This window comes from Streptomyces sp. NPDC091209, from assembly GCF_044757755.1.
In the GTDB taxonomy this organism is placed as follows: Bacteria; Actinomycetota; Actinomycetes; order Streptomycetales; family Streptomycetaceae; genus Streptomyces.
Window position 1 is genome coordinate 40,352 of record NZ_JBIVVR010000012.1, and the last position, 26,009, is coordinate 66,360.

General features: G+C 71.9%; 22 protein-coding genes. 10 read left to right on the forward strand and 12 right to left on the reverse strand.

From position 1 onward, the window contains the following. Together ACIQRL_RS30615 and ACIQRL_RS30620 are read left to right on the forward strand one after the other, a co-directional pair. Positions 1 to 765, forward strand: coding sequence for a hypothetical protein (locus ACIQRL_RS30615; RefSeq protein WP_401337585.1), 765 nt, complete (start codon positions 1 to 3; stop codon positions 763 to 765). Positions 766 to 989: 224 nt separating this feature from the next. Next, on the forward strand, positions 990 to 1,517 hold the full coding sequence (locus tag ACIQRL_RS30620) for a hypothetical protein (RefSeq protein ID WP_401337587.1): 528 nt from the start codon (positions 990 to 992) through the stop codon (positions 1,515 to 1,517). Between the two features lie 129 nt (positions 1,518 to 1,646). Here the strand turns inward: ACIQRL_RS30620 and ACIQRL_RS30625 are convergent, their stop codons facing one another. Further along, positions 1,647 to 2,138 carry a hypothetical protein gene (locus tag ACIQRL_RS30625; protein ID WP_401337589.1) on the reverse strand — a complete coding sequence of 164 codons (492 nt, stop codon included), beginning with the start codon at positions 2,136 to 2,138 and terminating at the stop codon, positions 1,647 to 1,649. A gap of 331 nt (positions 2,139 to 2,469) precedes the next feature. Between ACIQRL_RS30625 and ACIQRL_RS30630 the strand changes: the two genes are divergently transcribed. Beyond that, positions 2,470 to 3,132 (forward strand): class F sortase, encoded by a 663-nt coding sequence (locus ACIQRL_RS30630; protein ID WP_401337591.1) that lies wholly within the window; start codon positions 2,470 to 2,472, stop codon positions 3,130 to 3,132. A 110-nt stretch (positions 3,133 to 3,242) separates the two neighbouring features. Here ACIQRL_RS30630 and ACIQRL_RS30635 read toward each other — a convergent pair whose 3' ends face one another. Together ACIQRL_RS30635 and lysX are read right to left on the reverse strand one after the other, a co-directional pair. Next, a complete protein-coding gene (locus ACIQRL_RS30635; RefSeq protein WP_401337593.1) occupies positions 3,243 to 4,088 on the reverse strand; it encodes a polysaccharide deacetylase family protein in 846 nt (281 codons plus the stop codon). An 82-nt stretch (positions 4,089 to 4,170) separates the two neighbouring features. Further along, positions 4,171 to 7,449 carry a bifunctional lysylphosphatidylglycerol synthetase/lysine--tRNA ligase LysX gene (lysX, locus tag ACIQRL_RS30640; RefSeq protein WP_401337595.1) on the reverse strand — a complete coding sequence of 1,093 codons (3,279 nt, stop codon included), beginning with the start codon at positions 7,447 to 7,449 and terminating at the stop codon, positions 4,171 to 4,173. A gap of 101 nt (positions 7,450 to 7,550) precedes the next feature. On the opposite strand from lysX, the gene ACIQRL_RS30645 reads away from it, so the two are divergent. After that, positions 7,551 to 8,015: a universal stress protein gene (locus ACIQRL_RS30645; protein WP_401337597.1), complete on the forward strand. Its 465-nt coding sequence runs from the start codon at positions 7,551 to 7,553 to the stop codon at positions 8,013 to 8,015. A gap of 13 nt (positions 8,016 to 8,028) precedes the next feature. On the opposite strand, the gene ACIQRL_RS30650 is transcribed toward ACIQRL_RS30645, so the two are convergent. Then, positions 8,029 to 9,177 carry a CapA family protein gene (locus ACIQRL_RS30650; RefSeq protein ID WP_401337598.1) on the reverse strand — a complete coding sequence of 383 codons (1,149 nt, stop codon included), beginning with the start codon at positions 9,175 to 9,177 and terminating at the stop codon, positions 8,029 to 8,031. A gap of 146 nt (positions 9,178 to 9,323) precedes the next feature. On the opposite strand from ACIQRL_RS30650, the gene ACIQRL_RS30655 reads away from it, so the two are divergent. From ACIQRL_RS30655 to ACIQRL_RS30670, 4 genes are all read left to right on the forward strand, one after another. Next, a complete protein-coding gene (locus ACIQRL_RS30655) occupies positions 9,324 to 9,536 on the forward strand; it encodes a hypothetical protein (RefSeq protein ID WP_401337600.1) in 213 nt (70 codons plus the stop codon). A gap of 10 nt (positions 9,537 to 9,546) precedes the next feature. Further along, positions 9,547 to 10,095: a sigma-70 family RNA polymerase sigma factor gene (locus ACIQRL_RS30660; RefSeq protein ID WP_401337602.1), complete on the forward strand. Its 549-nt coding sequence runs from the start codon at positions 9,547 to 9,549 to the stop codon at positions 10,093 to 10,095. A gap of 135 nt (positions 10,096 to 10,230) precedes the next feature. Further along, positions 10,231 to 10,746, forward strand: a complete 516-nt coding sequence (locus ACIQRL_RS30665; RefSeq protein ID WP_401337604.1) for a hypothetical protein — start codon at positions 10,231 to 10,233, stop codon at positions 10,744 to 10,746. Positions 10,747 to 10,965: 219 nt separating this feature from the next. Further along, positions 10,966 to 11,646 (forward strand): zf-HC2 domain-containing protein, encoded by a 681-nt coding sequence (locus ACIQRL_RS30670; protein WP_401337605.1) that lies wholly within the window; start codon positions 10,966 to 10,968, stop codon positions 11,644 to 11,646. Between the two features lie 131 nt (positions 11,647 to 11,777). On the opposite strand, the gene ACIQRL_RS30675 is transcribed toward ACIQRL_RS30670, so the two are convergent. The 3 genes from ACIQRL_RS30675 to ACIQRL_RS30685 form a co-directional block, all read right to left on the reverse strand. Continuing rightward, positions 11,778 to 12,638, reverse strand: a complete 861-nt coding sequence (locus ACIQRL_RS30675) for an Fpg/Nei family DNA glycosylase (RefSeq protein ID WP_401337607.1) — start codon at positions 12,636 to 12,638, stop codon at positions 11,778 to 11,780. Between the two features lie 173 nt (positions 12,639 to 12,811). Then, positions 12,812 to 14,887: a SpoIIE family protein phosphatase gene (locus ACIQRL_RS30680; protein WP_401337609.1), complete on the reverse strand. Its 2,076-nt coding sequence runs from the start codon at positions 14,885 to 14,887 to the stop codon at positions 12,812 to 12,814. Between the two features lie 78 nt (positions 14,888 to 14,965). Then, the gene (locus ACIQRL_RS30685) at positions 14,966 to 16,309 is read right to left on the reverse strand and encodes a DUF6777 domain-containing protein (RefSeq protein ID WP_401337611.1); all 1,344 of its coding nucleotides are present in this window, start codon (positions 16,307 to 16,309) and stop codon (positions 14,966 to 14,968) included. 117 nt (positions 16,310 to 16,426) lie between these two features. Between ACIQRL_RS30685 and ACIQRL_RS30690 the strand changes: the two genes are divergently transcribed. Next, the gene (locus ACIQRL_RS30690) at positions 16,427 to 17,854 is read left to right on the forward strand and encodes a lipase maturation factor family protein (RefSeq protein ID WP_401337613.1); all 1,428 of its coding nucleotides are present in this window, start codon (positions 16,427 to 16,429) and stop codon (positions 17,852 to 17,854) included. Between the two features lie 84 nt (positions 17,855 to 17,938). On the opposite strand, the gene ACIQRL_RS30695 is transcribed toward ACIQRL_RS30690, so the two are convergent. The 4 genes from ACIQRL_RS30695 to ACIQRL_RS30710 are packed head-to-tail and all read right to left on the reverse strand — an operon-like array spanning position 17,939 to position 21,874. After that, a complete protein-coding gene (locus tag ACIQRL_RS30695) occupies positions 17,939 to 18,778 on the reverse strand; it encodes an amidohydrolase family protein (protein WP_401337615.1) in 840 nt (279 codons plus the stop codon). After that, positions 18,775 to 19,761, reverse strand: a complete 987-nt coding sequence (locus ACIQRL_RS30700) for an aldo/keto reductase (RefSeq protein ID WP_401337616.1) — start codon at positions 19,759 to 19,761, stop codon at positions 18,775 to 18,777. Before ACIQRL_RS30700 ends, ACIQRL_RS30695 begins: the two co-directional genes overlap by 4 nt. Continuing rightward, positions 19,758 to 20,522 (reverse strand): SDR family NAD(P)-dependent oxidoreductase, encoded by a 765-nt coding sequence (locus ACIQRL_RS30705; RefSeq protein WP_401337618.1) that lies wholly within the window; start codon positions 20,520 to 20,522, stop codon positions 19,758 to 19,760. Before ACIQRL_RS30705 ends, ACIQRL_RS30700 begins: the two co-directional genes overlap by 4 nt. Next, the gene (locus ACIQRL_RS30710; RefSeq protein WP_401337619.1) at positions 20,519 to 21,874 is read right to left on the reverse strand and encodes an L-fuconate dehydratase; all 1,356 of its coding nucleotides are present in this window, start codon (positions 21,872 to 21,874) and stop codon (positions 20,519 to 20,521) included. Before ACIQRL_RS30710 ends, ACIQRL_RS30705 begins: the two co-directional genes overlap by 4 nt. A 375-nt stretch (positions 21,875 to 22,249) precedes the next feature. Between ACIQRL_RS30710 and ACIQRL_RS30715 the strand changes: the two genes are divergently transcribed. Beyond that, on the forward strand, positions 22,250 to 22,921 hold the full coding sequence (locus tag ACIQRL_RS30715; protein ID WP_401337800.1) for a FadR/GntR family transcriptional regulator: 672 nt from the start codon (positions 22,250 to 22,252) through the stop codon (positions 22,919 to 22,921). 34 nt (positions 22,922 to 22,955) lie between these two features. Here the strand turns inward: ACIQRL_RS30715 and ACIQRL_RS30720 are convergent, their stop codons facing one another. After that, positions 22,956 to 25,973, reverse strand: coding sequence for an alpha-mannosidase (locus ACIQRL_RS30720; RefSeq protein WP_401337621.1), 3,018 nt, complete (start codon positions 25,971 to 25,973; stop codon positions 22,956 to 22,958). Positions 25,974 to 26,009 lie beyond the last annotated feature (36 nt).

Below are 26,009 nucleotides of genomic sequence, written 5' to 3' on the forward strand. Positions count from 1 at the left end.
TTGTCGGATTGGCTTGTTCTCGCCCTCGCGATGGCGGCCGCGTGCCTCGTGGTCCTCATCGTGACCCTCGTACGCCATCGCAGGGCCCGCGAGGACGAGGACCCCACCGAGACCCCGGACGTCATCGAGTACATGACGATGATGATCGGCGTGGTGTACGCCATCGTTCTCGGTCTGGCCATCGCCGGTGTCTGGGAGGCCCGCGGCGGCGCCCAGGACCATGTGCAGGCGGAGGCGCAGGCCCTGCACGAGATCTCCGAGCGGGTCAGGGTCTACCCGCCCGACGTCCGCGACCGCATCCGCGGTGACGTCGACGCGTACGTCCACTACGTGGTCACCACCGAGTGGAAGAGCATGGCCGAACACGGCCGGGTGACCGCCGAGGGCGGCCGGCTCCTCGACCGGATCCGGCACGACGTCACCGACTACCAGCCGAAGTCGGACTTCGAGGCGCAGGCGTACCAGCCCCTCCTCGACCAGGTGACGGCGGCCGACACCGCGCGCAGCGCCCGGGCCGACTCCACGGGGGCGACCATGCCGGGGGTGGTGTGGTTCGGGCTGATCACCGGGGCCGTGGTCACGGTCGGGATGATCTTCGCGCTGCAGATCCGGCGCACCGCCCGGGAACTGATCCTGGCCGGGCTGTTCTCGGCCCTGATCGCCTTCCTGCTCTTCCTCATCTGGGACTTCGACGCGCCCTACAGCCGTGGGATCACGGAGTCGGCGGAGCCCTTCACGACGCTGTTCCCGCAGCTTCCCGGGTAACGGCCCCCTGGGGGCACCCGGCGGACGGGGGACGGACGCCACGCCGCGTCCGTCCCCCGTCCGCACGGACGACATCCCCCGAACGGCCCACAGAATTGCCCCGTTCGCGCTACTGAGAGCGCGCCCCCGGTCACCCTTTCCTAGCGTTCCGGTCATCGAGGTGCATTTCTGGCGCAAGCGGAAAAGGTCCGCGGCAAGGCTCCTCGGGGACCTGGAGGCTCACCATGCGCGCGATACGCGTCGCTTCGGCCGCACTGCTGGGCATGACCGCCCTGACCTTCACCGCACCCGCCGCCCTCGCCGGGGACGGGGACCACAACATCACCCCGTTCGCCTTCAGCGTGCAGCCGTCGACCATCGCCGCGGGCGGTCAGGTGTCGCTCCTCCTGAAGCGGGACGGCGGGTGCAGGGGAACCGCCACGGTCACCTCCGGGGTCTTCGACACCGTCACCATCCCGCCGGGGCAGTCCTCGGCCACCGCCATGGTCGACTGGGACGCCAGACCCGGGGCCGTGTACGACGTGACGTTCGCGTGCGGCGGAGCGAGCGGCAGCACCGGTCTCACCATCGCCGGCCGCCGGCCGGTCACACCGACGCCCGTCCCCCTGCAGCGGGGTGTCCGCGCCGGTGTCGGCGGCAGTGTCGGCGGCTTCGACCTGAAGGAGATCGGGATGGGAACGGCGCTCATCGCCGGTTCCGTCGGAGCGGCCTGGTACCTGTCCCGCCGGCGCACCGACTCCGACGCGTCCTGACGCGGCGGCACAGCCCTTCACCCCGGCCCCTGTCAGGTGGGTCCGGAGCGAAGGGCTGTCACGTGCGCTCCGCGCGGCGGGGGCCGGCCTCCGAAGGGGACGGGACCGGCCGCCGCGCCCGCGGAACGGTCAGATGTGCCGCTCCGACCTGCGCCGCATCCAGAACACCCCGCCGCCGACGGCCGCCGCGGCCACCAGGCCGCCGCCGATCGCCATGTCGGTGGGCGTGGCACCGGTGGTGCTGCTGCCGCCGAGACCGCCGCGCACACCGCCGATGACGGTGAAGGCGGCCGGGCGGGTCAGCGGGCCCGTCCCGTCGCAGTTGACGGTGATGTCGTACGAGCCGGGGCGGGCGTCCTGGTTGATGGTGGCCGTACCGCTGGACGACTCGTTGTGGCTGCCCAGCAGCGGCGAGAGCCTCGCCTGCCGGAACGCGGGCGAGGTCATGGTGCCTCCCCTCGGGCACCCGTCGACCGTGACGGTGAGCTGGCCGCCGCGGGCGATGACGCTGGGCATCGCGACGATGTTGCTCGGGGTGTTCCACGCCACGGCCATCGGGGCGGCGAGCCCCACGGCGGCGACCGCGGCGGCAGACACCGCCAGGGCACGAGTAGTACGCATGTGATCCTCCGCGGGGGCGCCCCGGGAACCGTCCCCGGTGGATCGGCGAGAAAGCGCCTCCCAGACAGACCCTCAGATGCCGTGCACGGTGCCGCATTTCGGGAATGGTCCGTCCTGGTGAGAGGACACGCCGAAAGAATTCCACACAATCGGATATTGCCGCAGGTCACGGACTGTCAGAAAATTCCTGGTCACGGCAACTCGGATGGCTCACGGGGCATTCCTCCCGCCACCCGTTCGCCCGCGCCCCGTCGCCGGGCGGTCCCGCTGCCATTAGCGTGCTCATATGCGCGGATGACGAGGCGACGGCCGCGTCGAGAGGGGATTGCGAATGTCTGCGTCCGAGCTGGCCGAAGAGGAGGAGCGGCAGAGGAAGCGCGCTCCTTGGGGCGTGATAGCGCTTGTTCTGCTGACCGGCCTCGCACTCATTCGGAATGGTTCCGGTGAGTTCGACGTGGGCCCCCCGCAGCCCGCCTCGGCGGCCGCGGCGGACAGCCGCACGCCGGGTGGCACGCTGTCGAACGCGCCGGCCCCCCTGCCGTACTCCGTGGTCGACCGGGTGCGGATCCCGGCCATCAGCGTCGACGCCCCGGTCATGCCGGTCGGCCTGGACATCGACGGATGGGTCGACGCGCCGCCGCCCGACGACCCGAATCTCGCCGGCTGGTTCACCGGCGCGGTCTCGCCCGGCGAGAAGGGCACGGCCGTGATCGTGGGCCATGTCGACAACATGCGGGGCCCGGCCGTCTTCTACGGGCTCGGGGCGCTCAAGAAGGGGAACCGGATCGAGGTCCTGCGCAAGGACGGGAAGACCGCGGTGTTCGAGATCTACGGCATCGAGGTCTTCGCGAAGGCGGATTTCCCCGGCGACCGCGTGTACAACAGCAAGGGCACTCCCGAATTGCGCGTCATCACCTGCGGAGGCGGTTTCTCCAAGCAGCACGGTTACGACGGAAACGTGGTCGTCTTCGCCCGTCTGTCCGAGGTGCGCTGAGCGTTCCCGGGAGAGCGGGCGAAAGGCCGGTCGGCGAGGCCATTCGCCTCCCGCCGGCCGGCCCGGCCGAAAGCCCCGCGACGCACGGTGCGCGGGGCCCGCCTTCGTTTCTAGGCGTATTTCCGGCGCGGTACCGTGATGTGGTAGCCGGAGTCCAGCAGATGCGGGAGATAGGCGCGCAGCGCCTGAACGCTCTGCGAGCGGTCACCGCCCGCGTCGTGCGAGAGGACGACGACGCCCGGGGCGGCCCCCTTCTCGACCGCGCCGACGATCGAACGGATGCCCGGCATCGACCAGTCGAGCGTGTCGATCGTCCAGGCCAGGGGTTCCATGCCGAGTTCGGCGCCGATCTGGTACGTCGCCCGGTTCCACTCACCGTACGGCGCGCGGAACCAGACCGGCGGCTCTCCGTAGGCCTCCTCGATGACCTTGCTGGTGCGCTCGATCTCGGAGCGGATCGCGGAGCGCGAGAGCTTGGTCAGCAGCGGATGGCTCCAGGTGTGGTTGCCGACGATGTGCCCGTCGTCGGCCATCTCGCTCAGCAGGTCCTTGTTGTCGTTGGCCATCTCCCCGCACACGAAGAACATGGCGTGCACGTCGTACTCGCGCAGGGTGCGCAGGATCTCGGGGGTGTAGTGCGGGTCGGGGCCGTCGTCGAAGGTCAGCACCAGGCTGCGGCCACGCGCGGACACGCGCATGAAGGGCTCGTGCCGGACGAGGGTCCGCAGGTGGGCGCTGTTCGGCGGCGGGCCGTACCCGGCGATCGGCTGGAGGCGGTAGGCGGACGGTTTGAGGGCGCGGGACGCCTGGGGGCCGGAGAGCGGGAGACTCCGCGCCGGCTTCGCGGCCTGGCCGGCGGTCAGGACGCGTGCTGTGCCCGCCGCCCCGGCAGCCCCCAGGACCGCGGCGCCGGCGATCAACGCCCGGCGCCGGGTAATCAGCTGATCCTTTTTCATGACCAATCAGTCACCCGGCGGAGGGGTCACCACGCCGAGCAACACCGGTAGGGCCCCATGAATGCACCCGACCGGACCATTTTCAGCGGCGTCGCACCAGCGGGAACGGCAGCGTTTCACGGATCGTCAGCCCGGTGAGGAACATGACGAGCCGGTCGACGCCGATCCCGAGCCCGCCGGTGGGCGGCATCGCGTACTCCAGCGCGTCGAGGAAGTCCTCGTCCAGCTCCATGGCCTCGGGATCTCCCCCGGCGGCCAGCAGGGACTGCTCGGTGAGCCGCCGGCGCTGTTCGACCGGGTCGGTCAACTCCGAGTAGGCGGTGCCTAGTTCGGTGCCGAAGGCGACGAGGTCCCAGCGTTCCGCAAGACGTGGATCGGTGCGGTGCTGCCGGGTGAGCGGGGAGACGTCGGTCGGGAAGTCCTTGTAGAAGGTGGGCAGCCGCGTCTTCTCCTCGACCAGACGTTCGTACATCTCCAGGACGACATCGCCGCGTCCGTCGTCCGCCGTGTACGGCACGCCCGCGCGGTCGCACAGCCGCAGCAGCGCCTCCAGGGAGGTGTCGGCGTCGATCCCGTCCCCCAGCGCCTCGGAGACCGCGTCGTACACCGTCTTGACCGGCCAGTCCCCGGAGATGTCGTACTCGGTGCCGTCCTTGCGGGCGATCGGTGAGCCGAAGGCGGCGGTCGCGGCGCCCTGGATCAGCTCGCGGGCGAGGTCGAGCATCACGTCGTAGTCGGCGAAGGCCTGGTACGCCTCCAGCATCGTGAACTCGGGGTTGTGCTTGTAGGAGACGCCCTCGTTGCGGAAGGTGCGGCCCATCTCGAAGACCTTCTCCATGCCGCCGACGCAGAGCCGTTTGAGGTAGAGCTCGGGCGCGATGCGCAGATACAGGTTCAGGTCGTAGGCGTTGATGTGGGTGGTGAAGGGCCGGGCGTTGGCGCCGCCGTGGATCTGCTGGAGCATCGGGGTCTCGACCTCCAGGTAGCCGCGGTCGAGCAGGCCCTGCCGCAGCGCCTGGACGGCCGTGGAGCGGGCCCGTACGACATCGCGGGCGCCGGGGCTGGACACCAGGTCGAGATAGCGGCGGCGGACCTTGGCCTCGGGGTCCGCGAGACCCTTGCGCTTGTCGGGCAGCGGGTGCAGGCACTTGGCGGTGAGCTGCCAGGACGTGACGAAGACCGTGGGTTCGCCGGTGTCGCTGGCGCCCGCGAGACCGTCGGCGCTGATGTGGTCGCCGATGTCGACGACCTGCCGGAACCGGTCGAGCGCGGGGCCGGACTCCTTGCGGGTGAGGGCGATCTGGAGATCACCCGACCAGTCGCGCAGCACGGCGAAGAGGATGCCGCCGAAGTCGCGTACGAGCATCACGCGTCCGGCGACGGTCACGTCCTCGCCGCCGCGGACGTCGGCCAGGACATGGGTGCGCGGCGGGATGCCGACCGGGTAGGGGTCGGTGCCGTCGGCGCGCAGCCGGTCGAGTTTGCGGTGCCGCACGCGCACCTGGTCGGGCAGTCCGGTGGTGGGATCACCGGCCTCGGCCCCGTCCCCCGTGGGGAGACCCAGGGCCGCCAGCGAGGGCAGCCCCGCGGTCGTGGCGGGTTTGGGTCCGCCCTTCAGGTGGCCCTTGCCCCACAGCGTGCGCAGGGAGGGCACGGAGACGAAGCCCTCGGCGATGGCGGAGGCCATGCCGATACGGGCGAGGGCGCCGGTGTCGCCGTAGCAGATGAAGCGCGGGTACCACTCGGGGTGGTACTTGGCGTTGGAGCGGTACAGGGCCTCAAGCTGCCACCACTTGGAGAAGAACAGCAGCAGCCTGCGCCAGAGTCTGAGCACCGGACCCGCGCCGATGCGGGCGCCCTCCTCGAAGACCGAGCGGAACACCGCGAAGTTGAGGGAGATGCGCCGGACGCCGAACTTCCCGGCGACCGCGCACACCTCGGCGACCATGAACTCCATGACGCCGTTGGGCGCGCTGCGGTCGCGGCGCATCAGGTCGAGGGAGATGCCGTCGCGGCCCCAGGGCACGAAGGAGAGCAGCGCGAGGAGTTTGCCGTCGGCCCCTATCGCCTCGACGAGCAGGCAGTCGCCGTCCTCGGGGTCGCCGAGCCGGTCGAGGGCCATCGAGAAGCCCCGCTCGGTCTCGGTGTCGCGCCAGGCGTCGGCCCGGCTGACGATCTCCTCCATCTCGGCCTCGGACAGGGTGGAGTGACGGCGTACCCGGCAGGTGGCGCCGGTGCGTCTGACGCGGTTGACGGCCTGCCGGGTGACGCGCATGTCCCGGCCGGAGAGGTCGAAGCCGGCGATGTGCAGGATCGCCTCGTCGCCGAGCTGGAGGGCACCGAGCCCGGCGCGCGCGAACGCCTTGGCGCCCTCTTCGGAGGCGCCCATCGCGGCGGGCGCCCAGGCGTAGCGGCGGGCGATGTCGAGCCAGGCGCCGATCGCGTGCGGCCAGGCCTCCCGGTCGCCGACGGGATCGCCGCTGGCGAGGCACACTCCGGCCTCGACGCGGTAGGTGACGGCGGCCTTGCCGCTGGGCGAGAAGACGACGGCCTTGTCGCGGCGGGTGGCGAAGTAGCCGAGGGAGTCGTCACCGCCGTACGCCTGGAGCAGGGCGCGGATACGGGCCTCCTCGTCCCCGTGCAGGGCCGCGACCAGGCGCTGGGAACGGAAGAGCGCGGCGGCGGCGTTGAGCAGGGCGAGGGCACCGAACAGGCCGAGGACGAAGAACAGCCAGTGCGGCGGACGGCCGTCGAACGAGCGCCCGGAGACCAGTCCGCCGCAGACCCGGTTGGCGGCCCACAGCAGCCGCTGGCCCTCCGGCAGAGTGCCGGGGAACAGCACGACCAGGCCCCAGCCGAGCAGGATCGCCACGACGAGTCCGCCGATCAGGACGAGCAGGGCCCGTCGTACGGCGGCGCGCCGCGAGTCGGCGTAGAACTCCCGGCGGGCCACGATCAGCAGCGCGAGCAGGAGTCCGCAGACGATCAGCGAGGGGATCGAGGCGGCGTACAGGCCGACGGCGACCCCGAGCGCGTCGGTCAGGACCAGCAGGCCGAGGTAGACGACCACCAGCCACCAGGCGATCTTCTTGCGGGCTGCCGTCGCGGCGGCGAGCAGGAAGAGGAAGACGGCGTACGCGAGGTTGGCGCTGACCGGGATGATCAGAAGGTCGAGGAAACGCACCACCGGACGCAGCACCGCGCGCACCGGGGGGATGAAGGCGAGCAGGGCGCAGAGCAGGCCGATGGCGCCGAAGAACGCGGCGAAGCCCTCGGGCACCTTGCTGAGGAAACCGTCCTGGGGCGGCCGTGCCGGGCCCCCGGCGGTCTTCGGCGGGCGGGCCTCCACGGTGGCACTCATGGTTCCGACTGTAGGAAGAGCGACGCCGCCCCGCCCGTCGAGAGAATCCTCCCCGCTCCCCAGCGGCGGTGGGACCTGGGCGTTCCGATAGCCTCGCAGCCGTGACGGAAGAGCAGCACGCGCAAAGGTTCGAGCGCGGGACGGACGGTCCCAAGGTCATCGTCGTCGGTGTGGACGGCTCCGACTCCTCGCTGCGCGCCGCGGCGTACGCCGGGGGGCTGGCGCGGCGGCAGCGGGCGCTGCTCGCGGTGGTCTACATCAAGCCGGTGATGGCGGCGGGGGCGGCGCTCGGGGTGCCGGTCGCGGAGACGACCGACGAGATCGCCGAGGATCTGGTCCAGTACATCCGCGACGCCGCCGAGCGGGTGAAGGACATATTCGATGTGCGCTGGGAGTTCCACACCTTCCACGGCGACCCCTACAACGGCCTGGTCACGGCCGCGGACGAGCTGAAGGCGGACGCCGTGGTGGTCGGGGCCTCCGAGCAGGCGGGGCACCGGATCGTCGGCTCGGTGGCGATCCGGCTGGTGAAGGCGGGCCGCTGGCCGGTCACGGTCGTGCCGTAGGGCGGCTCCCGCCTCACCTGCCCATGACGAGGCCGGCCCGGCCCGCGCCGCGGCCGAGGACGACGTCCCGGATCCGGTCGCGCTCGGCGCCGACCGTGGCCCCCTGCGCCAGCGCGGCGTCGAGGTCGACGACCCGGCCGGCGTCGAGGTCGAAGGCCAGCGGGATGAACTCGGCCTTCGTCACCGCCCACCGCTCTCCCGGCCGGGCGGGCGGGGCGAAGGTGAAGCGTCCGATGGTGCTCTCGTCGCCGCGCGGGTCCTGGACGCCCTGGTCGTTGTACATCTCGCCGGCGATCTGGTCGCCGGTGGCGTAGACGACCCAGGTGCCGTTGACCTTCTCGTACGCCTGCGGGACGTGTGCGTGGGTGCCGAGGATCAGGTCGATGTCGGGCCGCCCGTCGGTGCGGGACGCGGTCAGCTCCTTGCTCAGCAGCAGTTGCCGCTCGTCGGGCTGATCCTGCCACGCGGTGCCCCAGTCGAGCGAGACGACGACCACGTCGGCGCCCGCCTTCCGGGCCGCGCGGGCGTCGGCGACGATCCGGTCGGGGTCGATCAGGCCGACCGCCCAGGGCTGCCCCTGCGGGAGCGGGAGCCCGTTCGCGTCGTCGGTGTACGCGAGATGGGCGACGCGGGCACTGCCCGCCCGCATGAGACCGGCACCGCTCGCCTCCCGCTCGGTGCGCGCCGATCCGGCGTGCCGCACGCCCGCGCGGTCCAGCGCGTCCAGGGTGCGCCGCACGCCGTCGGCGCCGTCGTCCAGGGTGTGGTCCGAGGCGGTGGAGCAGGAGTCGTAGCCCGTCGCGGCGAGACCCTCGGCAACCTGGGGCGGGGACCTGAAGGCCGGAGAGCCGGTGTAGTCGGCGTCGTACACGGTGCCCATCTGACAGATCGCCAGGTCGGCGGCGGACACGACGGGCCGGACGCCCGCGAGCATCGGCCGGAAGTCGTATCCGCCGCCTCCCGCGTCGGAGTTCGCCCGCTCGACGACCGAGCTGTCCGGCAGGACGGCGCCACCGGCGACGAGCGTGAAACCGCGGGCGGCCGCGGGGGCGGGCTGCCCGGCGCCCCGGTGCGCGACCGAGTCGTGGGCCTGGCAGGCCGCCGCGGCCACGATGAGGGCGGCCGCGAGGGCCAGATTGATCTGTCGCGCGCGTGTGATCATGCCGGGCCCCATACCGTCGTATTTAATTACCAATTGATACGCATCCACGTACACCGGCAGTCCGCAGTCAAGGAGACACCACCGCCACTAGCCCGTTCGGCGCTCACGGGCATGCCCGGCGGGACGAACGGCGGCGTGGACACGGCGTGGACGGCGACATGGACGGCTGCGTGGACGGCTGCGTGGACGGCTGCGTGGAGGGCGGTACGAACACGGTGCGAACGGCGATGCGACGTCGGCGGCGTCGGAATCCGGGGCTCCGCCTCGGCGGACCGTTCGGCGCACCGTTCACCGACCGCTTCGACCGCCCACCGCACGACCGCGTTCCCGGCCTGTCCGCGCGGGGCGCGGCACGCTGACATACACGCCATGACGGCCGGAACCACCACCATCACCCACGGGACGACCGCCGAGCACGAACTGGCCGCGCTGCAACGCGAGCACGGGCGCCCCCTCTTCGCCCTGCTCCTGCGTCTGTCCGACGGCGACCGCCAGCGCGCCGAGGACCTGCTGCAGGAGACGTTCGTCCGCGCCTGGCAGCACCCCGAGGCCCTGCGTGCCGACGACTTCGACTCCGTACGGCCCTGGCTGCTGACCGTGGGACGGCGGCTGGCCATCGACGCGCGCCGGGCCCGCCAGGCACGGCCTCCGGAGGTCGGTGACGCGGTCCTCGACAACGCCCGGATCTGTGCCGATCACGCCGAACGGTCGGCGGCGACGCTCGATGTGCGGGAGGCTGTGAAGACACTCACTCCCGAACACCGTGAAGTCCTGGTGCTGGTGTACTTCCAGGGGGCGAGTGTGGCGGAGGCCGCCGCGGCACTCGGGATTCCGCCCGGTACCGTGAAGTCCCGCGCGTACTACGCGCTGCGCGCCCTGCGCCGGGTTCTTCCGGGATACGCGGCCGACCTGCGGTGAAACCGAAGGCTTAGTCAAACCTCCGTAAAGCGCCTTGCTGAGGACCATGGTTGAGCAATCAGCTTGCCTCATCCGTTTTCCGGACTGGGGCCCGGGGTCGGGCGACGCGCACGCACCGGAGGAAGGCAGGAAGGGATGCTGCACAGAGGTCAAGAAAGCACGGACGGCACCGACGGGGGCGAACTCACCGTCCCCATGGCCTGGTTGTACGCCGAGTACATCGCCGACGAACTGCTGCGGACGGGCGACCTGATGCCGCCCACCTCCTTCGAGTTCCGCGCCGGGCGCGACGCCCTCGCGCTGACCATCTTCCTCTCCGACAGCGGGGGCGAGCTGTCCGGGATCCGGGTCATCACCCAGCTGGAGACCTGGCTCTCCCTGACGGCGTACGACCAGCCCTGGCACGCGTGGGTGCGCGAACACCTCGCGCTGCGCGCGGCCGAGGCCACCGGATCCACCGCGCCCGATCCCGATCTGACGCTGGCGTCGGCGGCCTGGCGCTGGCTGGAGGAGACGGAACTGCTCGCTCCGGACCTGGACGCGGTGCCCGGCGGCGGTTCCGTACCGGGTGAGGACGACGGTCCGAAGGTCTGGACGGCGGCCTGGCGGCTGGGGCTGCCGCTCGGGCATCTGGCCATCCACCTGTTCTGACAGGGGCCGTGACCGCCCCGGGAAGTCTCCCGGCGGCGGCCGCGACCGCGCGGGGAACAATTTTTTCCGGCTCGCACCAATCCGCGAGCACCCGTGCTCCGAATGTCTTGACCCCGATTCCGGACGAGTCTTGAGTGATTCGACGGTCTGGTGCGTACCCGTGGGCAACAGCAACACCACTCACAGTCCCCACCACGCCACGAGGATTCGGTATTCGGTATGAGGTCCCTGGAACGGCATCGCGACGTCGGCGCCTATGCGCTCGGCGTGCTCGGCGAGGCGGAAGCCTTCCGCTTCGAGGACCACCTCATGGAGTGCCCTCGGTGCACGGCGTATGTCAGCGAATTCCGCCCCGCCACACGGCAGTTGATGCTCTACCGCCAGTCCACGCCGCGCACCGTGCACCCGTTCGCCACTCCCGGGCCGCGGCTCCTCGACCGGCTGCTCGGTGAGGTGGCCACGCGCAACCGGGCCGGGCGCCGGCGCTTGCTGTACGCCCTGGCCGCCTCCGTGGTGCTCGCGACGGGCGGCCCTGCGATCGCCCTCGTCACCGCGCACGACTCCCCCGCGGACCAGGTCGCCGCGGCCGAGCCCCCGGCGACCCAGATGGCCAGGACCGACGCGGCGACCGGGGTCTGGGCCCAGGTGACGACCCGGGACCGGGTCTCGGGCAGTGAGATCGAGGTCGAGGTCAAGGACGACACGGGCCCCCGTTCCTGCGAGCTCGTCGCCATCGGCAAGGACGGCTCGGAGCAGACGGTGACGAGCTGGATGGAGCCCCCGCACAACGGCGCCGCCATCACCATGCAGGGCGGCTCGTCGATGCGGACCGACGAGATCCGCCGGTTCGAGGTGCGCACGGCGGACGGCAAGCACCTCGTGACGCTCAACTCCCCCTGAACGACCGCCCGTCCCACCGCTCGGGCCGACGTCACGCGCCCCTCTTCCCCCGGCAGGTCCCACCGCCTGGGCGACCGGGTCACCGACCCTGCCGAGGCCCCACGGCTTCGCCGGACCGGCCTCGGGTCCGCCTACTTGAGCAGCCGGGACATCCGACGGTCCGCCAGCGGCTTGCCACCGGTCTGGCAGGTCGGGCAGTACTGCAACGAGGAGTCGCTGAAGGAGACCTCGCGGATGGTGTCGCCGCACACCGGGCAGGCCTCCCCGGTCCTCCCGTGCACCCGCAGACCGCTCTTCTTCTCCGCCTTCAGCCGTCCGGCGGCCAGCCCGTGGGAGCGCTCCACCGCCTCGGTGAGCGTGCCGCGCAGGGCCTCGTACAGCCGCCGGGTCTCCTCGGGGGTCAGCGAGGAGGCGATCTTGAAGGGGGACATCCGGGCGGCGTGCAGGATCTCGTCGCTGTAGGCGTTGCCCACGCCGGCGATCAGACTCTGGTCGCGCAAGGCGCCCTTGAGCCGGCGCCGCTCGCCCTGGAGCAGCCCGGCGAACCGCTTCTCGTCGAAGTCGTCGGCGAGGGGGTCCGGGCCGAGCCGGGCCACGCCCGGAATCAGCTCCGGGTCCTCGACGACGTACACCGCGAGCCGTTTCTGGGTGCCCGCCTCGGTGAGGTCGAAGCCCTCGCCGGTCTCCAGCGCGACGCGCAGCGCGAGCGGCCCCTTGCCCGGCTTGGGCGGGCCGTCGGGGAGCGTGTCCTTCCAGTGCAGCCAGCCCGCGCGGGCCAGATGGGTGACGAGGTGCAGGCCGTCCGCGTCGAGGTCGAGGAACTTGCCGAACCGGCGGACGGCGGTGACCTCGCGCCCCTCCAGGGCGGAGACGGGCGGGTCGTACGTCTTCATGACGCTGATGGCGACGGGCAGCACGCGCACGACCCGACGGCCGACGAGGTGGTCGGCCAGGAAGTCCTTGAGCGCTTCGACCTCGGGCAGTTCCGGCATACGTCCAGAGTGCCATCCGACGCCGGCAACGCCGGGGAGGGGAGTGGGGTCCGGCGCCGACGGCGCCAGGTATCGGAGTGCCGTCGGGCGCCGACACGCCATGGATGGGCGTGCCGTCCGGCGGAGGCAACGTCAGGGATCGCGGTGCCGTCCGGCGCCGGCAACGCCAGGGATCAGTTCCGTTCCCGGACCATGAACTCGCACCACACGCACTTGCCGCCGCCGCGGGCCTCGACGCCCCACACGTCGGTGAGGCGGTCGACGAGCAGGAGTCCGCGGCCGGAGACACCGGACTCGCCCGCCTCGCGGCGGCGCGGCAGCGCGCTGGAGGAGTCCTCGACCTCGACGCGCAGTCTGCGGTCGGACCCGGTCAGCACGCGCAGGGTGACGATGGCCGAGCCCTCGGTGTGCATGAGGGCGTTGGTGATGAGTTCGTCGGCGACCAGCTCGATCTCGTCGGCCCGGTCACGGGCTCCCCACGCGCGGACCGCGGCCCGGATCATGTGGCGGGCCTCGATGAGCGCCTCCGGGTCGCCGGGCGCCACATGCTGCTGGAGGCGCCCGCCCGAGCGCTGGTCGCTCACACCGTGGCGGCGCAGGAGCAGCAGGGCGACGTCGTCGTCCCCGCCGCGCTCCTCGGCCATGTCGATGAGCCGGTCGGCGAGGTCGCTGACGTCGTCCGGGCCGCCGCAGATGAGTTCTCCGAGCGTGCGCATGCCCTCGTCGAGGTCGACGCCCGGCTCCTCGACGAGCCCGTCGGTGCACAGCAGCAGGGTCTGGCCGGGGTCCAGTTCGACGGAGGCGACGGGGTATTCGAGGGCTCCGAACTCGGCGGACAGACCGAGCGGCAGGCCGCCTTCCACGCGAAGCCGACGGCAGGTTCCGTCGGGGTGCCGGACCAGCGGGTCGATGTGGCCGGCCCGCACCACCTGGGCCACGCCGGTGGACAGGTCGATCTCGGCGTACAGGCAGGTCGCGAAGCGGTCGGTGTCGAGTTCGTCGAGGAAGACCGAGGCGCGGGCCATGACGGTGGGCGGGGTGTGGCCCTCGGCGGCGTAGGCGCGCAGGACGATGCGGAGCTGGCCCATGACGGCGGCGGCGTGGGTGTCGTGGCCCTGGACGTCGCCGATGACGGCGCCGACGCGGCCGCCCGGCAGCGGGATCAGGTCGTACCAGTCACCGCCGATGTCCCGGCCGAGGGAGGCGGAGCGGTAGCGGACGGCGACGTCGGCGCCGGCCACGGCGGGGATGGAGCGCGGCAGCATGGCCTGCTGGAGGCCCTGGGCGAGGTCCTTCTCCTGCTCGAAGAACATGGCCCGCTGGAGGCTCTGGGCGATGCTGCTGCCGAGCGCCACGAGGACGTTGCGCTCGTCCTCCGAGAAGCCGTGCCGGTCGTTGTACAGCAGACCGATCGCGCCGATGGGGCGGGCCTGCACGATGAGCGGCAGATACGCGGCCGAGGTGATCTTCAGACCGGTGATGTTCGGCCACAGGAGCGGGTACGACTCGGCGAACTCCTCGGGCGACTCGATGAAGTGCGGCGCGAGGGTCCGTACGACCTCGTTCATCGGATACTGCGCGTCAAGGCGCGTGACCCGGGTGCCGGGCACGTAGCTGTGCTCGGGACCGGTCGCGACCATGCGGATGCGGCCCGCTTCCACCAGGCCCATGACCAGGCTGGCCGCCCCGAGGTGGGTGAGGCCGTGGGTGTCCTGCAGGACGTCGATGACGTCCTCGACCGTGCGGGCGTGGGCCAGCGCGGCCGTGGTGAGCTGGACGACGTTGGTCTGCTGGCGCCGTACCTCGTTCTGGGCAGCCTGTTCACGGCGCGCCGCGCTCTCGTCGAGCTCGTCGGTGGCGTCGCGCACGATGCCGATGATCCGGCGCGGCCGGCCGGTCTCGTCGCGGCGGATGTAGCCCTGGGTGTGGGTCCAGCGCAGGGAGCCGTCGCGGCGGCGGATACGGAAGTAGGCCCCGTAGTTCTCGCTGCCGTCCTTGAGGGCGTGGGACACCATCGTGTCGAGGCGGAGCGACTCGGCCGGCGGGACGCGTATGCCCAGCGTGGCGGGGTCTCCGTCGTATTCGTCCGGGCGCACGTCGAAGACCTCGTGGGCCTGGGCGTCCATCTGCATCAGACCGGTGTCCAGGTCCCAGTCGAAGCTGCCCATGCGGTTGAGCGCCAGGATCGGAGCCGGGTGGGCGGGCCAGTCGTCCGGGAGTGACAGGGCGCTCGCTCCCCGATCAACCATGGGGCCACCATGCCAGCATTTGCCCGATTATTCGACTTCTGGGGAGCCCGATTCCGGGCTCCCCGGACCGGCGGGTGTTCAGCTGCCGAAGACACCGGTCGAGACGTCGAAGACGCTGTCCGGACCGTTCGGCTCGTCGGGGATCACCCCGCCGTCGTCGGGCGCGTCGGGGCTGTCCGGACCGGCGTCCTCGGTGGGCGTCCCCGGCTCGTCGGACGGGACCGCCGGGGACGAGGGTTCCCGGGAGCCGGAGCGGCCGGGAGCGGGCGTGTCCGACCGCGGGCCGGTGGTCCCGCCCGAGGGGGCCGGAGTGGTCCGGGGCTTCTTCGTCGGCGGTGCCGTGGCCGTGGCCGTGGGGCAGGAGGAGGGCCCGGCGCCCGGGGGCGAGGACCGGTCCGGCCGGGACACGTCCCTGGCGGCGCCGTCCGTCGGTGTGCCGGCGGGCGCGGTACCGGGCCCCGCGCTCTCGCCCGGCGCGCTCTCCCCCGTGCCCGGCGTCGCGGTCTCCGTCCCGGTCGGCGTCGCTGTCGGGGTGAGGCAGTCGGAAGGGGAGGCGTCCGGGGACGGGCTCCTCCCGTCCGGCGTGACGCCCGCGGACGGGTCGTGCGGGGCCGGGGAACCGTCCGGCTTCGGGCTCGGGGTCCGGCCTTCGGGCGGCGGCACGACGTGGTCGTGACGGTGGCCGTCGTGGCCGACCGGCCGGTCGATCCAGATGTTGTCGTGGACGTCCACGATCGTGAGATCGGTGATCACGACGGGCGCGGGGGTCACCATGACGACCTGGGCGGGCCGGTACCCGCTCCAGGGCCTGCCCCGGGTGTCCGGGTTCCCGTCGATGGCGGTGGGCCGGCCCAGCGGGTTGCCGCAGGCGCAGCGGACCCGGGGTACGCCCCGGTTGTCGACGAGGACGGCCGTACCGGCCTGCAGCACGGCCTGGAAGCCGGTCGCCTGTCCGTCGCCGAATCCGTGGTTCGTGACGCCGGTGTCGGCGCGCAGTACGACCGGGGTGAGCTGGCGCAGATACTCCGGGACGGACCCCGGGGAGATGCCGGAGACCTCGGCGAAGGCGCGCGTTCTGGCCCGGTCGGCGCCGAGGAACCGGATCTGCTTCTCGACGTCGCAGCTGCCGGTGTTCCGGGTCCCTCCGTAGAGGCCCGGTGTGGCGCCCGAGAACGTCCGCACGTCCGGTGTGCCGGTGGGTGTGGACTGCGGCGTTCGGGTGACGGGTGGCCCGGTCTCGGCGGAGGTGTCGGTGGACGCCGTGAAGGGGTCGGGTCCCCGCTCCGCGACGGGCTGGAGGAACAGCTCACCGCCGGTCGATCCGTTCGACGCCTTGTCCCTGTCGCCGCCGCAGCCCGCGACGACGAGGAGTGCCGTCGCGAGCGCGCAGGCCGCGACAAGGGTCCTGGGGGGTATGTGCACCACGTTCTCCCGTTCGTCCCGGGCAGTTCGTGCATCATTCTCTGCGTCCCTCTCTTGGCGCACGCAAGCGGAGATCGGTCACCCAGCGTCACAATGGAGGGGAGAGGAGCACGCGCCATGGAGTGGTTCGTCGCACCCGGGTACTGGCTGAGCCGGCTGGTCTTCCAGCGGGCCCTTGCGGTGCTGTATCTCGTCGCCTTCCTGGGCGCGGCCCTGCAGTTCCGTGCGCTGATCGGGGAGCGCGGGATGCTGCCGGTGCCCCGCTTCGTGCGGCGGGTCGCGTTCCGTGAGGCGCCGAGCGTGTTCCATCTGCGCTACTCGGACCGCTTCTTCGCGGCCTGGTGCTGGACGGGCTGCGCGGTCTCGGTGGCACTGATCGCGGGCCTCGACGGGCGTCTGCCGCTCTGGGGGGCGATGCTGTTGTGGCTGGTCCCGTGGGCCCTGTATCTGTCGGTCGTCAACGTCGGCCAGACCTGGTACTCGTTCGGCTGGGAGTCCCTGCTCCTGGAGGTGGGTTTCCTCGCGGTCTTCCTCGGCAACGACGAGGTGGCACCACCGGTCGTCGTGCTGTTCCTCCTGCGCTGGGTGCTGTTCCGCGTCGAGTTCGGCGCGGGGCTGATCAAGATGCGGGGCGACGCCTGCTGGCGCAAGCTGACCTGCCTCTACTACCACCACGAGACCCAGCCGATGCCGGGCCCGCTGAGCTGGTTCTTCCACCATCTCCCCGCGCCGTTCCACAGGTTCGAGGTGGCCGCGAACCACTTCACCCAACTCGTGCTGCCCGTCCTGCTCTTCACCCCGCAGCCGATCGCGACGGCCGCGGCCTCGCTGATGATCCTGACCCAGCTGTGGCTGGTCCTGTCCGGCAACTTCTCCTGGCTCAACTGGACGACGATCGTGCTCGCCCTGAGCGTGACCGAACTCCCCACCACCGCGCCGCGTGTCGCCGCCGCGCCGCTCTGGTACGAGGTGGTCGTCCTCGCGGTGGCCGCCGGTCTGCTCACCCTCAGCTACCGTCCGGCACGCAACCTGATCTCCCGGCGCCAGGTCATGAACCGCTCCTTCGACCCGCTCCATCTGGTCAACACCTACGGGGCGTTCGGCAGCGTCAGCCGGGTGCGTCACGAGGTGGTCGTCGAGGGCACCGCGGACGAGGTGCCGCGCGAGGACGCGGACTGGCGGGAGTACGAGTTCCGGGGCAAGCCGGGCGATCCGCGGTACTGGCCGCGCCAGTTCGCGCCGTACCATCTGCGGCTCGACTGGATGATGTGGTTCGCGGCGCTCTCGCCCGGATACGCCGGCACGTGGTTCACGGGCCTGGTGGAGCGGCTCCTGGAGAACGACCGTGACACCCTGCGACTCCTGCGCCGCTCCCCGTTCCCCGCGGACGCCCCGCCCCGCTACATCCGCGCCCGCCTCTTCCGCTACCGGTACACGACCTGGCACGAACTCCGCGAGACGGGCGCGTGCTGGCACCGGACGTACGTGCGCGAATTCCTTCCGCCGACCCGGCTGGAGGGTGCCACCGAGCGGCGGATTCCCTAGCAGGCGCGCGGTGCGACTGGGGGAACCTGCTGACGCTCGACCTCGACGCCGCCGCCCTCGGCCGACCCGACAGGCGGACCGGGATCAGACGCGGTAGACGCGGGTGGCCGTGTCGGTGAAGACGGACCGGCGCTCGTTCTCGCTCAGGGCCGCCGTCAACTCCTCGACTGTCCCCAGGACTTGGCCGTAGGTCGCGGCGAGTGTGCACACCGGCCAGTCGGAGCCGAACATCATCCGGTCGGGGCCGAAGGCCTCCAGGACCGTGTCGGTGTACGGCCGCAGGTCGTCGGGGGTCCAGTGCGCGGGGTCGGCTTCGGTGACCATCCCGGAGAGCTTGCAGACCGTGTTGGGCAGCGCGGCCACCGCGCGGACCGCGCCCGCCCAGGGGTCCAGGGCGCCGGTGGCGATCGGCGGCTTGCCCAAGTGGTCCAGGATGAAAGTCAGTCCGGGGTGCTCGGCGGCCGCCTGCGCGCAGTCGGGCAGCTGGTGCGGCAGGACGACCAGGTCGTAGACGAGGCCCGCGTCCGCGACGGCGGCCAGTGCGCGCCGCACGTCCGGGCGCAGCAGCCATCGAGGGTCGCTCTCGCCCTGGACCTGATGACGGATGCCCCTGAGATGACCGCCGCCGGGTGTCTCCCGCAGCCGGGCGAGCTCGTCGGCGACGTCCGGCCGGGTCAGGTCCGTCCAGCCGACCACGCCCGCCACCAGCGGACTCCGCTCCGCGAGCGCGAGGAGTTCCGGGGTCTCCTCCGCCACCGTGACCGTCTGCACGAGGACGGTGCGGTCCACCCCGGCCGCGTCAGCCTCCGGCGCGAGGTCCGCGATGCCGAAGTCGCGCCGCAGGGGCAGGAGTTCGGGGCCGGTGATCCAGTCCTGGTCCCGGACCGACAGGTCCCAAACGTGGTGGTGCGCGTCGACGGTCACGGCCGTTTCCGTACGGGGAGGGGGGCGGCGGCGGGCAACAGGCCCCGTGCGTGCAGCTCGCGCCAGAAGTCCGCAGGCACCGGCATCGCGAACTGCTCGGCGCAGTCGCGGACTTCGGCCGCCGATCGGGCGCCTGCCAGGACGCTCGCCACGGCGGGGTGGGCGGCCGGGAAGGCCAGGGCAGCGGCGCGCAGGGTCGTGCCGTGCCGCTCGGCGATCTGCTTCAGGTGCCGGGCACGGTCCACCAACTCGCCAGGTGCCTCGCTGTAGTTGTATGTCGCTCCGGGGCGCGGGTCCGCCAGCAGGCCGGAGTTGAAGGCGCCGCCGATGACGACGGAGGTGCCGCGGTCCTGGGCGGCGGGGAGCAGTCCGGTGAGGGCACTGTGGTCCAGGAGGGTGTAGCGGCCCGCACAGAGCACCACGTCGACGTCCGTCTCACGGACGAACCGGGTGAGCATCTCCGTCTGGTTCATGCCCGCGCCGATCGCGCCGACCACACCCTGCGAGCGCAGTCCCTCCAGGGCGGGGTAGCCCTCGCGGAAGGCCTGCTCGGCATGGTCGTCGGGGTCGTGCAGATGGACGACGTCCACGCGGTCGAGGCCGAGCCGTTCGAGACTGGCGTCCAGGCTCCGGCGTACGCCGTCGGCGCTGAAGTCCCAGACACGGCGGTGCGTGGCGGGCACCGCGAAGCCGTCGGCCAGGTCGTCGCCGCCGGTGTCCACGGGCTCCAGGAGGCGGCCCACCTTGGTCGAGACGGTGTACTCGGCGCGGGGCCGGTCGCGCAGGGCCGCGCCGAGGCGCCGTTCGGAGAGGCCGAGGCCGTAGTGCGGGGCGGTGTCGAAGTAGCGGATGCCGCTCGTCCAGGCGGCGTCGACCGCGTCGTACGCCTGCTCGTCGGTGACCTCGGTGAACAGGTTGCCGATGCCGGCGGCGCCGAAGGACAGCCCGGTGACGGGGACGCCGCTCCTGCCGAGGGTGTTCACCGGCCCGCCGGGCGCAGCCGCAGCCCCTGCATCCCGCCGTCCACCGCGAGGGAGGTGCCGGTGGTGGAGCCGGACAGCGGGCTCGCCAGATAGGCGATGGCTGCCGCGACCTCGGGTGCGGACACCAGGCGGCCGGTGGGCTGGCGGGCCTCCAGGGCGGCGCGCTCGGCGGCCGGATCGGGAGCGGCGTCCAGGAGCCGGCCGACCCAAGGGGTGTCCACCGTACCGGGGTTGACACAGTTGACGCGGATGCCTTCGCGGACGTGGTCGGCGGCCATGGCGAGGGTGAGGGCGTGCACGGCGCCCTTGGACGCCGAGTACAGCGCCCGTTGGGGCAGGCCCGCCGTGGCCGCGACGGAGCAGGTGTTCACGATCGCCGCGTGGGCGGACTCCCGGAGGTGGGGCAGTGCGGCGCGGGTCGTCCGGACGATCCCGAGGACGTTGACGTCCAGGACACGGTGCCATTCGTCGTCGTCGTTGTCCTCGACGGTGCCGCGGGCGCCGATGCCCGCGTTGTTGAGCAGGATGTCGAGGCCGCCCAGGTGCGCGACCGCGGCCGCGACGGCCGCCCGCACGGAGGCGTCGTCGGTGACGTCGGCGCGGTGGCCGGTCAACGGCTTGTCCACGGACGAAGGATCGAGGTCGAGGACGGCGACGTGGGCACCGCGGGCGGCGAGGAGGTCGGCGGTGGCCCTGCCGATACCGGAAGCGCCGCCGGTCACCAGTGCCTTGAGTCCGTCGAAGTCCTGGGGGTCTGTCATACGAGGTTTCCCTTCTGGTCGTTGACGTCCGGCCGGGCGAGGTCCGCGGCCCAGAAGGCGCCGCCGGGGTAGGTGAACTCCGCGATGGACTCGGGTCGCATGGTGGCGGAGAAGCCCGGCGCCGTGGGTGCCGTGTAGCGGCCGTCGCGGATCACCACCGGGTCGGTGAAGTGGTCGTGCAGATGGTCGACGTACTCGATGACACGGTCGTCGGTGGTGCCGGACAGCGCGACGAAGTCGAACATCGAGAGGTGCTGCACGAGTTCGCACAGGCCCACGCCCCCGGCGTGCGGGCAGACGGGCACGCCGAACTTGGCCGCCAGGAGCAGGATGGCGAGGTTCTCGTTGACCCCGCCGACACGAGCGGCGTCGATCTGGAGGATGTCGATCGAGCCCGCCTGGAGGAGCTGTTTGAAGACGACGCGGTTCTGCACGTGTTCGCCGGTGGCGACCTTGACGGGGGCGACCGCCTCGCGCACGACGGCGTGGCCGAGGATGTCGTCGGGGCTGGTCGGCTCCTCGATCCAGTACGGCCGGAACTCGGTGAGGGCGTTGGTCCAGGTGATCGCCTCGTCCACGTTCCAGCGCTGGTTGGCGTCGATCGCGATGCGGATGTCCGGGCCCACCGCCGCACGGGCGGCGCGGCAACGGCGTAGGTCGTCCGCCAGGTCCGCTCCCACCTTCAGCTTGATCTGCCGGAATCCCCCCGTGACCGCCTCGGTGGCGAGACGGGTGAGCTTCTGGTCGCTGTAGCCGAGCCAGCCCGGCGAGGTGGTGTACGCGGGGTAGCCCTGTGCGCGCAGGGTCGCGGCACGTCCCGGGGCCCCTTCCCGGCCCCGGCGCAGCAGTTCCAGCGCCTCCTCGGGCGTGAGCGCGTCCGTGAGGTAGCGGAAGTCGACCTGGCCGACGAGCCAGCCGGGATCGGCGTCCGCGAGCAACTGCCACAGGGGTTTGCGGGCGCGTTTGGCGGCCAGGTCCCACACGGCGTTGACGACGGCGCCGATGGCCATGTGCATCACGCCCTTCTCGGGTCCGAGCCAGCGCAGTTGGCTGTCCCCGACCAGGTCCCGGGAGAGCGATCCGGGGTCGGCGCACAACGCGTCGAGGGACCGTCCGACCACGTGTCCCCGCAGCGCCTCGATGGCGGCGACCTGGACTTCGTTGCCCCGCCCGATGGTGAAGGTGAAGCCGTGCCCCTCGGCTCCGTCGGACGCGTCGGTGCGCAGGACGACGTACGCCGCCGAGTAGTCGGGGTCGGGATTCATCGCGTCGGAGCCGTCGAGCTCGCGCGAGGTGGGGAAGCGGATGTCGTAGGTGTCGACTGCGGTGATACGCGCGGGAGTCGGGGACACGGGAGGCCTTTCGGTCGGTCCTCGTCGAGCGTTGTCTGCCTGGTCGAACATCGTCGGGCGTAGTCCGGCCCTGTCGGGTGTGTCGAGCCGGACGCGTGGCCGGAGGCGCCTCTACCGGCCGGACGCATATTTATCAGACCACTTCGAGGTCCAGACACCCTCTGGTGCCACATTTTGCTAATTTCAGCCTCAGTGGTCCGACCACATCGCTGTTCGGACGGCGACGCACCGGCGACAGGAGGACACGGCGTGGACGAGGCACGGCACGGCGATTCGACGCCGCACGGTCACACGGAACCCGGTCACGCGGAACCCGGTGCCACGGAGCCGCGTGCCACCGGGTCCGGCCGGGACACGGCCGAGCGGAAGGGCACCGTGACGCAGCGCGCGATCGAACGGATCAAGGCGATGATCCGCGAGGGCTCTCTGGAGCCGGGGCAGCGCTTGCCGGCCGAGCGGGATCTGGCGGGCCTGCTGGGCATCTCGCGCAGTTCGATGCGTGAGGCCATCAGGGCGCTCACGGTCCTCGGCGTGCTGGAGGCCCGGCACGGATCGGGCATCTTTGTCACGCGGCTGGAGGCCGGAGAACTGCTGGAGACGTTCGGTGTCGTGGCCGACCTCTCCCGCGGCCCCCAGCTCCTCGAACTGCTGGAGCTGCGCCGCATCCTGGAGTCGGCGGCGACCGCGACGGCCGCCGCGCGGATCACCCCGGACCGGCTCGCCGAGGTGGAGAGGCATCTGACCGCGATGAACGCGACGGACGACCCCGAGGAGGTCCTCGCCCATGATCTGGCCTTCCACCGCGCGATCGTGGTCTGCGCGGGCAACGAGACGATGACCGCCGTTCTGGACGGCCTCTCCTCACGGACGTTCCGTGCCCGCGTCCGGCGCGGCCACCAGGAGGAGGACGCCTTCGAACGCACCCGGCGCGAACACGCCGCGATCCACCGCGCGTTGGTGGCCCGCGACCCGGAGGCGGCGCGGGCGGCGGCGGCCGCGCACGTGGGCGAGGTCGAACGGTGGCTGCGGACCCGGCTGGAGCCGTAGCGGCCGCAGCCGGGACCGGCGCCGTCCATCGGCGTCAGGCGCGCCCCAGCCGGAGGGTCACCAGCTCGAACGGGCGCAGCCGCAGGCGGATCCGGTCGCCCTCGCGGTCCGGGGACGCGGCGTCCGCGAGCGGGCGCTCCAGCAGGTCGGTCACGGTGACGTCCCCGATCGTGAACCCGGCCGTCAGGGTGGCCCTCGTCCGGCCGCCGCGGGACTCGTGGAAGCGGACGACCACGTCGCCGTTGCCGTCGTCGGCCAGTTTGACCGCCGTCACGACGACGGCGTCCTGGTCGACGGTGACCAGCGGCGCGACCTCCCTCGCGCCCGTCACCCGCCGCTCGGGCAGGTTGATCCGCCAGCCCTCGCGCACCGCGTCGCCGATCGCGGCGCCCGGCACCAGCGCGTGCCGGAAGCGGTGCGTCCCCTGGTCGGTCTCGGGGTCCGGGAAGCGCGGGGCGCGCAGCAGCGAGACGCGCACGGTGGTGGTCGTACCGGAGTCGCCGGCGCGCACGGTACGGGTGACGTCGTGCCCGTACGTCGAGTCGTTGACCAGGGCGACACCCCATCCCGGTTCCTCCAGGTGCACGAAGCGGTGGTTGCACGCCTCGAACTTGGCCGACTCCCATGAGGTGTTGGTGTGCGTGGGCCGGTGGAAGTGCCCGAACTGGGTCTCGGACGCGTACCGTTCGGCGTGCACGTCGAGCGGGAAGGCGAGCTTCAGGAACTTCTCGGTCTCGTGCCAGTCCACCTCGGTGTCGATGCTCAGCCGGCGCTCCCCCGGGCTCAGCGACAGCACCTGGGTGACCCGCGACGCTCCGAAGGACCGTACGATCCGCACCGACGCGCCGTCCTCGGCCGGCCCGACCTCGTCCACGTCGACCAGGTCGGAGACCGTGTTGCGGTAGAACTCGTCGACGTCCCAGGCGTCCCACATGTTCGGGAAGTCGGGGTGGAGCTGGAGCAGGTTGGCTGCCCGGCCGGGCGCGATCGTCTCGCGGTCCGCATCGAGGTCATACGCCGAGACCACCAGCCCCCGCTCGTCGATCTCGACGCGCAGCAGGCCGTTGTCGAGCACGTGGCCGCCGCCCTCCCGCGGAGCGAGTCGCACCTCGCCGTCGACGCGCGGCGCGGCGGCGGCGCCCGCCGGGACCCCGTCCCTGCTGTGCGGGGCCGAGTTGAAAACCAGGGCCGTCGAGCCCTCGCCCGCCAGCGCGCGCTGCGCCGCGTCGATGACGGCGCCCAGTTCCCCGGCGACCCGGTCGTAGGTGCGGCGGGCCTCGCGGTGCACCCAGGCGATGGACGAGCCCGGCAGGATGTCGTGGAACTGGTGGAGCAGCACCGTCTTCCACAGCCGGTCCAACTCCTCGTACGGGTAGGGGAATCCGGTCCGTACGGCGGCGGTCGCGGCCCAGAGCTCGGCCTCCCGGAGCAGATGCTCGCTGCGCCGGTTGCCCTGCTTGGTCCTCGCCTGGCTGGTGAGGGTGGCGCGGTGCAGCTCCAGGTACAGTTCGCCGACCCAGACGGGAGCGTCGGGGTATTCGGCCTCGGCCTTCCTGAAGAACTCCCCGGGCGTCTCCCAGACCACGATCGCGGAGCCTTCGAGGTCGCGCAGCCGGGCCGCCTTGGCGACCATCTCGCGTGTGGTGCCGCCGCCTCCGTCGCCCCAGCCGGTGGGGGCGAGGGAGTGCCGGGCGACGCCCTTGTCCTTGAAGTTGTTCGCCGCGTGGGCGATCTCGGCGCCCTTCATCGAGCAGTTGTAGGTGTCGACGGGCGGGAAGTGCGTGAAGATCCGGGTGCCGTCGATGCCCTCCCAGCGGAAGGTGTGGTGCGGGAACCTGTTGGTCTGCGACCAGGAGATCTTCTGGGTCAGCAGCCACTTGGAGCCGGCCGCCTTGATGATCTGCGGCAGACCGGCGGCGAAGCCGAAGGTGTCGGGCAGCCAGGCCTCGTCGTTCTCGATGCCGAACTCGTCGAGGAAGAACCGCTTCCCGTGCACGAACTGACGGGCCATCGCCTCCGAGCCCGGCATGTTGGTGTCCGACTCGACCCACATGCCTCCGGCGGGCACGAACCGCCCGTCGGCGACCGCCTTCTTCACCCGGGCCCACACCTCGGGCCGGTGGTCCCTCACCCACGCCCATTGCTGGGCCTGGGACATGGCGAAGACGAAGTCGGGCTCGTCCTCCAGGAGCGCGGTCATGTTGGAGGTCGTGCGGGCCACCTTGCGGACGGTCTCGCGCAGCGGCCACAGCCAGGCGGAGTCGATGTGCGCGTGCCCGACGGCGCTGATCCGGTGGGCCGACGGCACGGCGGGCGCCGCCAGGACCTCCCGGAGCTGTGAACGCGCCTCCTCCGCCGTGCTGTTGACGTCCTGGAGGTCCACCGCGTCCAGGGCCCGTTCCACCGCGCGCAGGATGTCCCAGCGCCGCGCGGACTCCACCGGCAGCTCGGCCATCAGCTCGCCGAGGACTTCCAGGTCGTTGACGAGCTGCCACACCGTCTCGTCGAAGACGGCGAGGTCCATCCGCTCCAGCCGGTACTGCGGCTCGCGGCCCGCCGTCTCCTTGTCGCCCAACCGGGTGGGCAGGAAGGGGTGGTAGTCGAGGATCACCGGGTTGGAGGCGGCCTCGATATGGAGCTGGACCTGTTCCCCGCCCTCCACCGGAGCCCCGATCCTGACCCACTGGTTGCGCGGGTTGAGGCCCTTCACGGGAGTGCCGTCGGGCCGGTGGACGAGGCCCTCGCACTGGAAGCCGGGCATGTTCTCGTCGAAGCCGAGGTCGAGCAGGGCTTCGACGGTCCGGCCGGCCCACGCCTCGGGGACGGTGCCGGTGACCCGGAACCAGCTCGTGCCCCACGGAGCACCCCAGCGCGCGCCCACCGCGATCGGTTCCGGTGTGGCGGCGAGCCCTTCGGCGACCGGGACGGGCTCGTCCGGCGCGTTCCACACGGCAACGTCCAGCGGGACGGACTCGGGGTACACGGCCGGACGGATGCGTTCGTCCAGGACGCGCTTGAGGCGGGCTTCGACCAGGGTGCGGTCGTCATGCATGTGAGTGCTCCGTGGGGTGAGGAGTGCGGGTGAGGA

Coding starts and splice junctions, on each gene's coding strand:
- ACIQRL_RS30620 (WP_401337587.1), top strand. CDS start 990: ATGCGCGCGATACGCGTCGCTTCGGCCGCACTGCTGGGCATGACCGCC.
- ACIQRL_RS30625 (WP_401337589.1), bottom strand. CDS start 2,138: ATGCGTACTACTCGTGCCCTGGCGGTGTCTGCCGCCGCGGTCGCCGCC.
- ACIQRL_RS30630 (WP_401337591.1), top strand. CDS start 2,470: ATGTCTGCGTCCGAGCTGGCCGAAGAGGAGGAGCGGCAGAGGAAGCGC.
- ACIQRL_RS30635 (WP_401337593.1), bottom strand. CDS start 4,088: ATGAAAAAGGATCAGCTGATTACCCGGCGCCGGGCGTTGATCGCCGGC.
- lysX (WP_401337595.1), bottom strand. CDS start 7,449: ATGAGTGCCACCGTGGAGGCCCGCCCGCCGAAGACCGCCGGGGGCCCG.
- ACIQRL_RS30650 (WP_401337598.1), bottom strand. CDS start 9,177: ATGATCACACGCGCGCGACAGATCAATCTGGCCCTCGCGGCCGCCCTC.
- ACIQRL_RS30660 (WP_401337602.1), top strand. CDS start 9,547: ATGACGGCCGGAACCACCACCATCACCCACGGGACGACCGCCGAGCAC.
- ACIQRL_RS30665 (WP_401337604.1), top strand. CDS start 10,231: ATGCTGCACAGAGGTCAAGAAAGCACGGACGGCACCGACGGGGGCGAA.
- ACIQRL_RS30670 (WP_401337605.1), top strand. CDS start 10,966: ATGAGGTCCCTGGAACGGCATCGCGACGTCGGCGCCTATGCGCTCGGC.
- ACIQRL_RS30675 (WP_401337607.1), bottom strand. CDS start 12,638: ATGCCGGAACTGCCCGAGGTCGAAGCGCTCAAGGACTTCCTGGCCGAC.
- ACIQRL_RS30680 (WP_401337609.1), bottom strand. CDS start 14,887: ATGGTTGATCGGGGAGCGAGCGCCCTGTCACTCCCGGACGACTGGCCC.
- ACIQRL_RS30690 (WP_401337613.1), top strand. CDS start 16,427: ATGGAGTGGTTCGTCGCACCCGGGTACTGGCTGAGCCGGCTGGTCTTC.
- ACIQRL_RS30705 (WP_401337618.1), bottom strand. CDS start 20,522: ATGACAGACCCCCAGGACTTCGACGGACTCAAGGCACTGGTGACCGGC.
- ACIQRL_RS30720 (WP_401337621.1), bottom strand. CDS start 25,973: ATGCATGACGACCGCACCCTGGTCGAAGCCCGCCTCAAGCGCGTCCTG.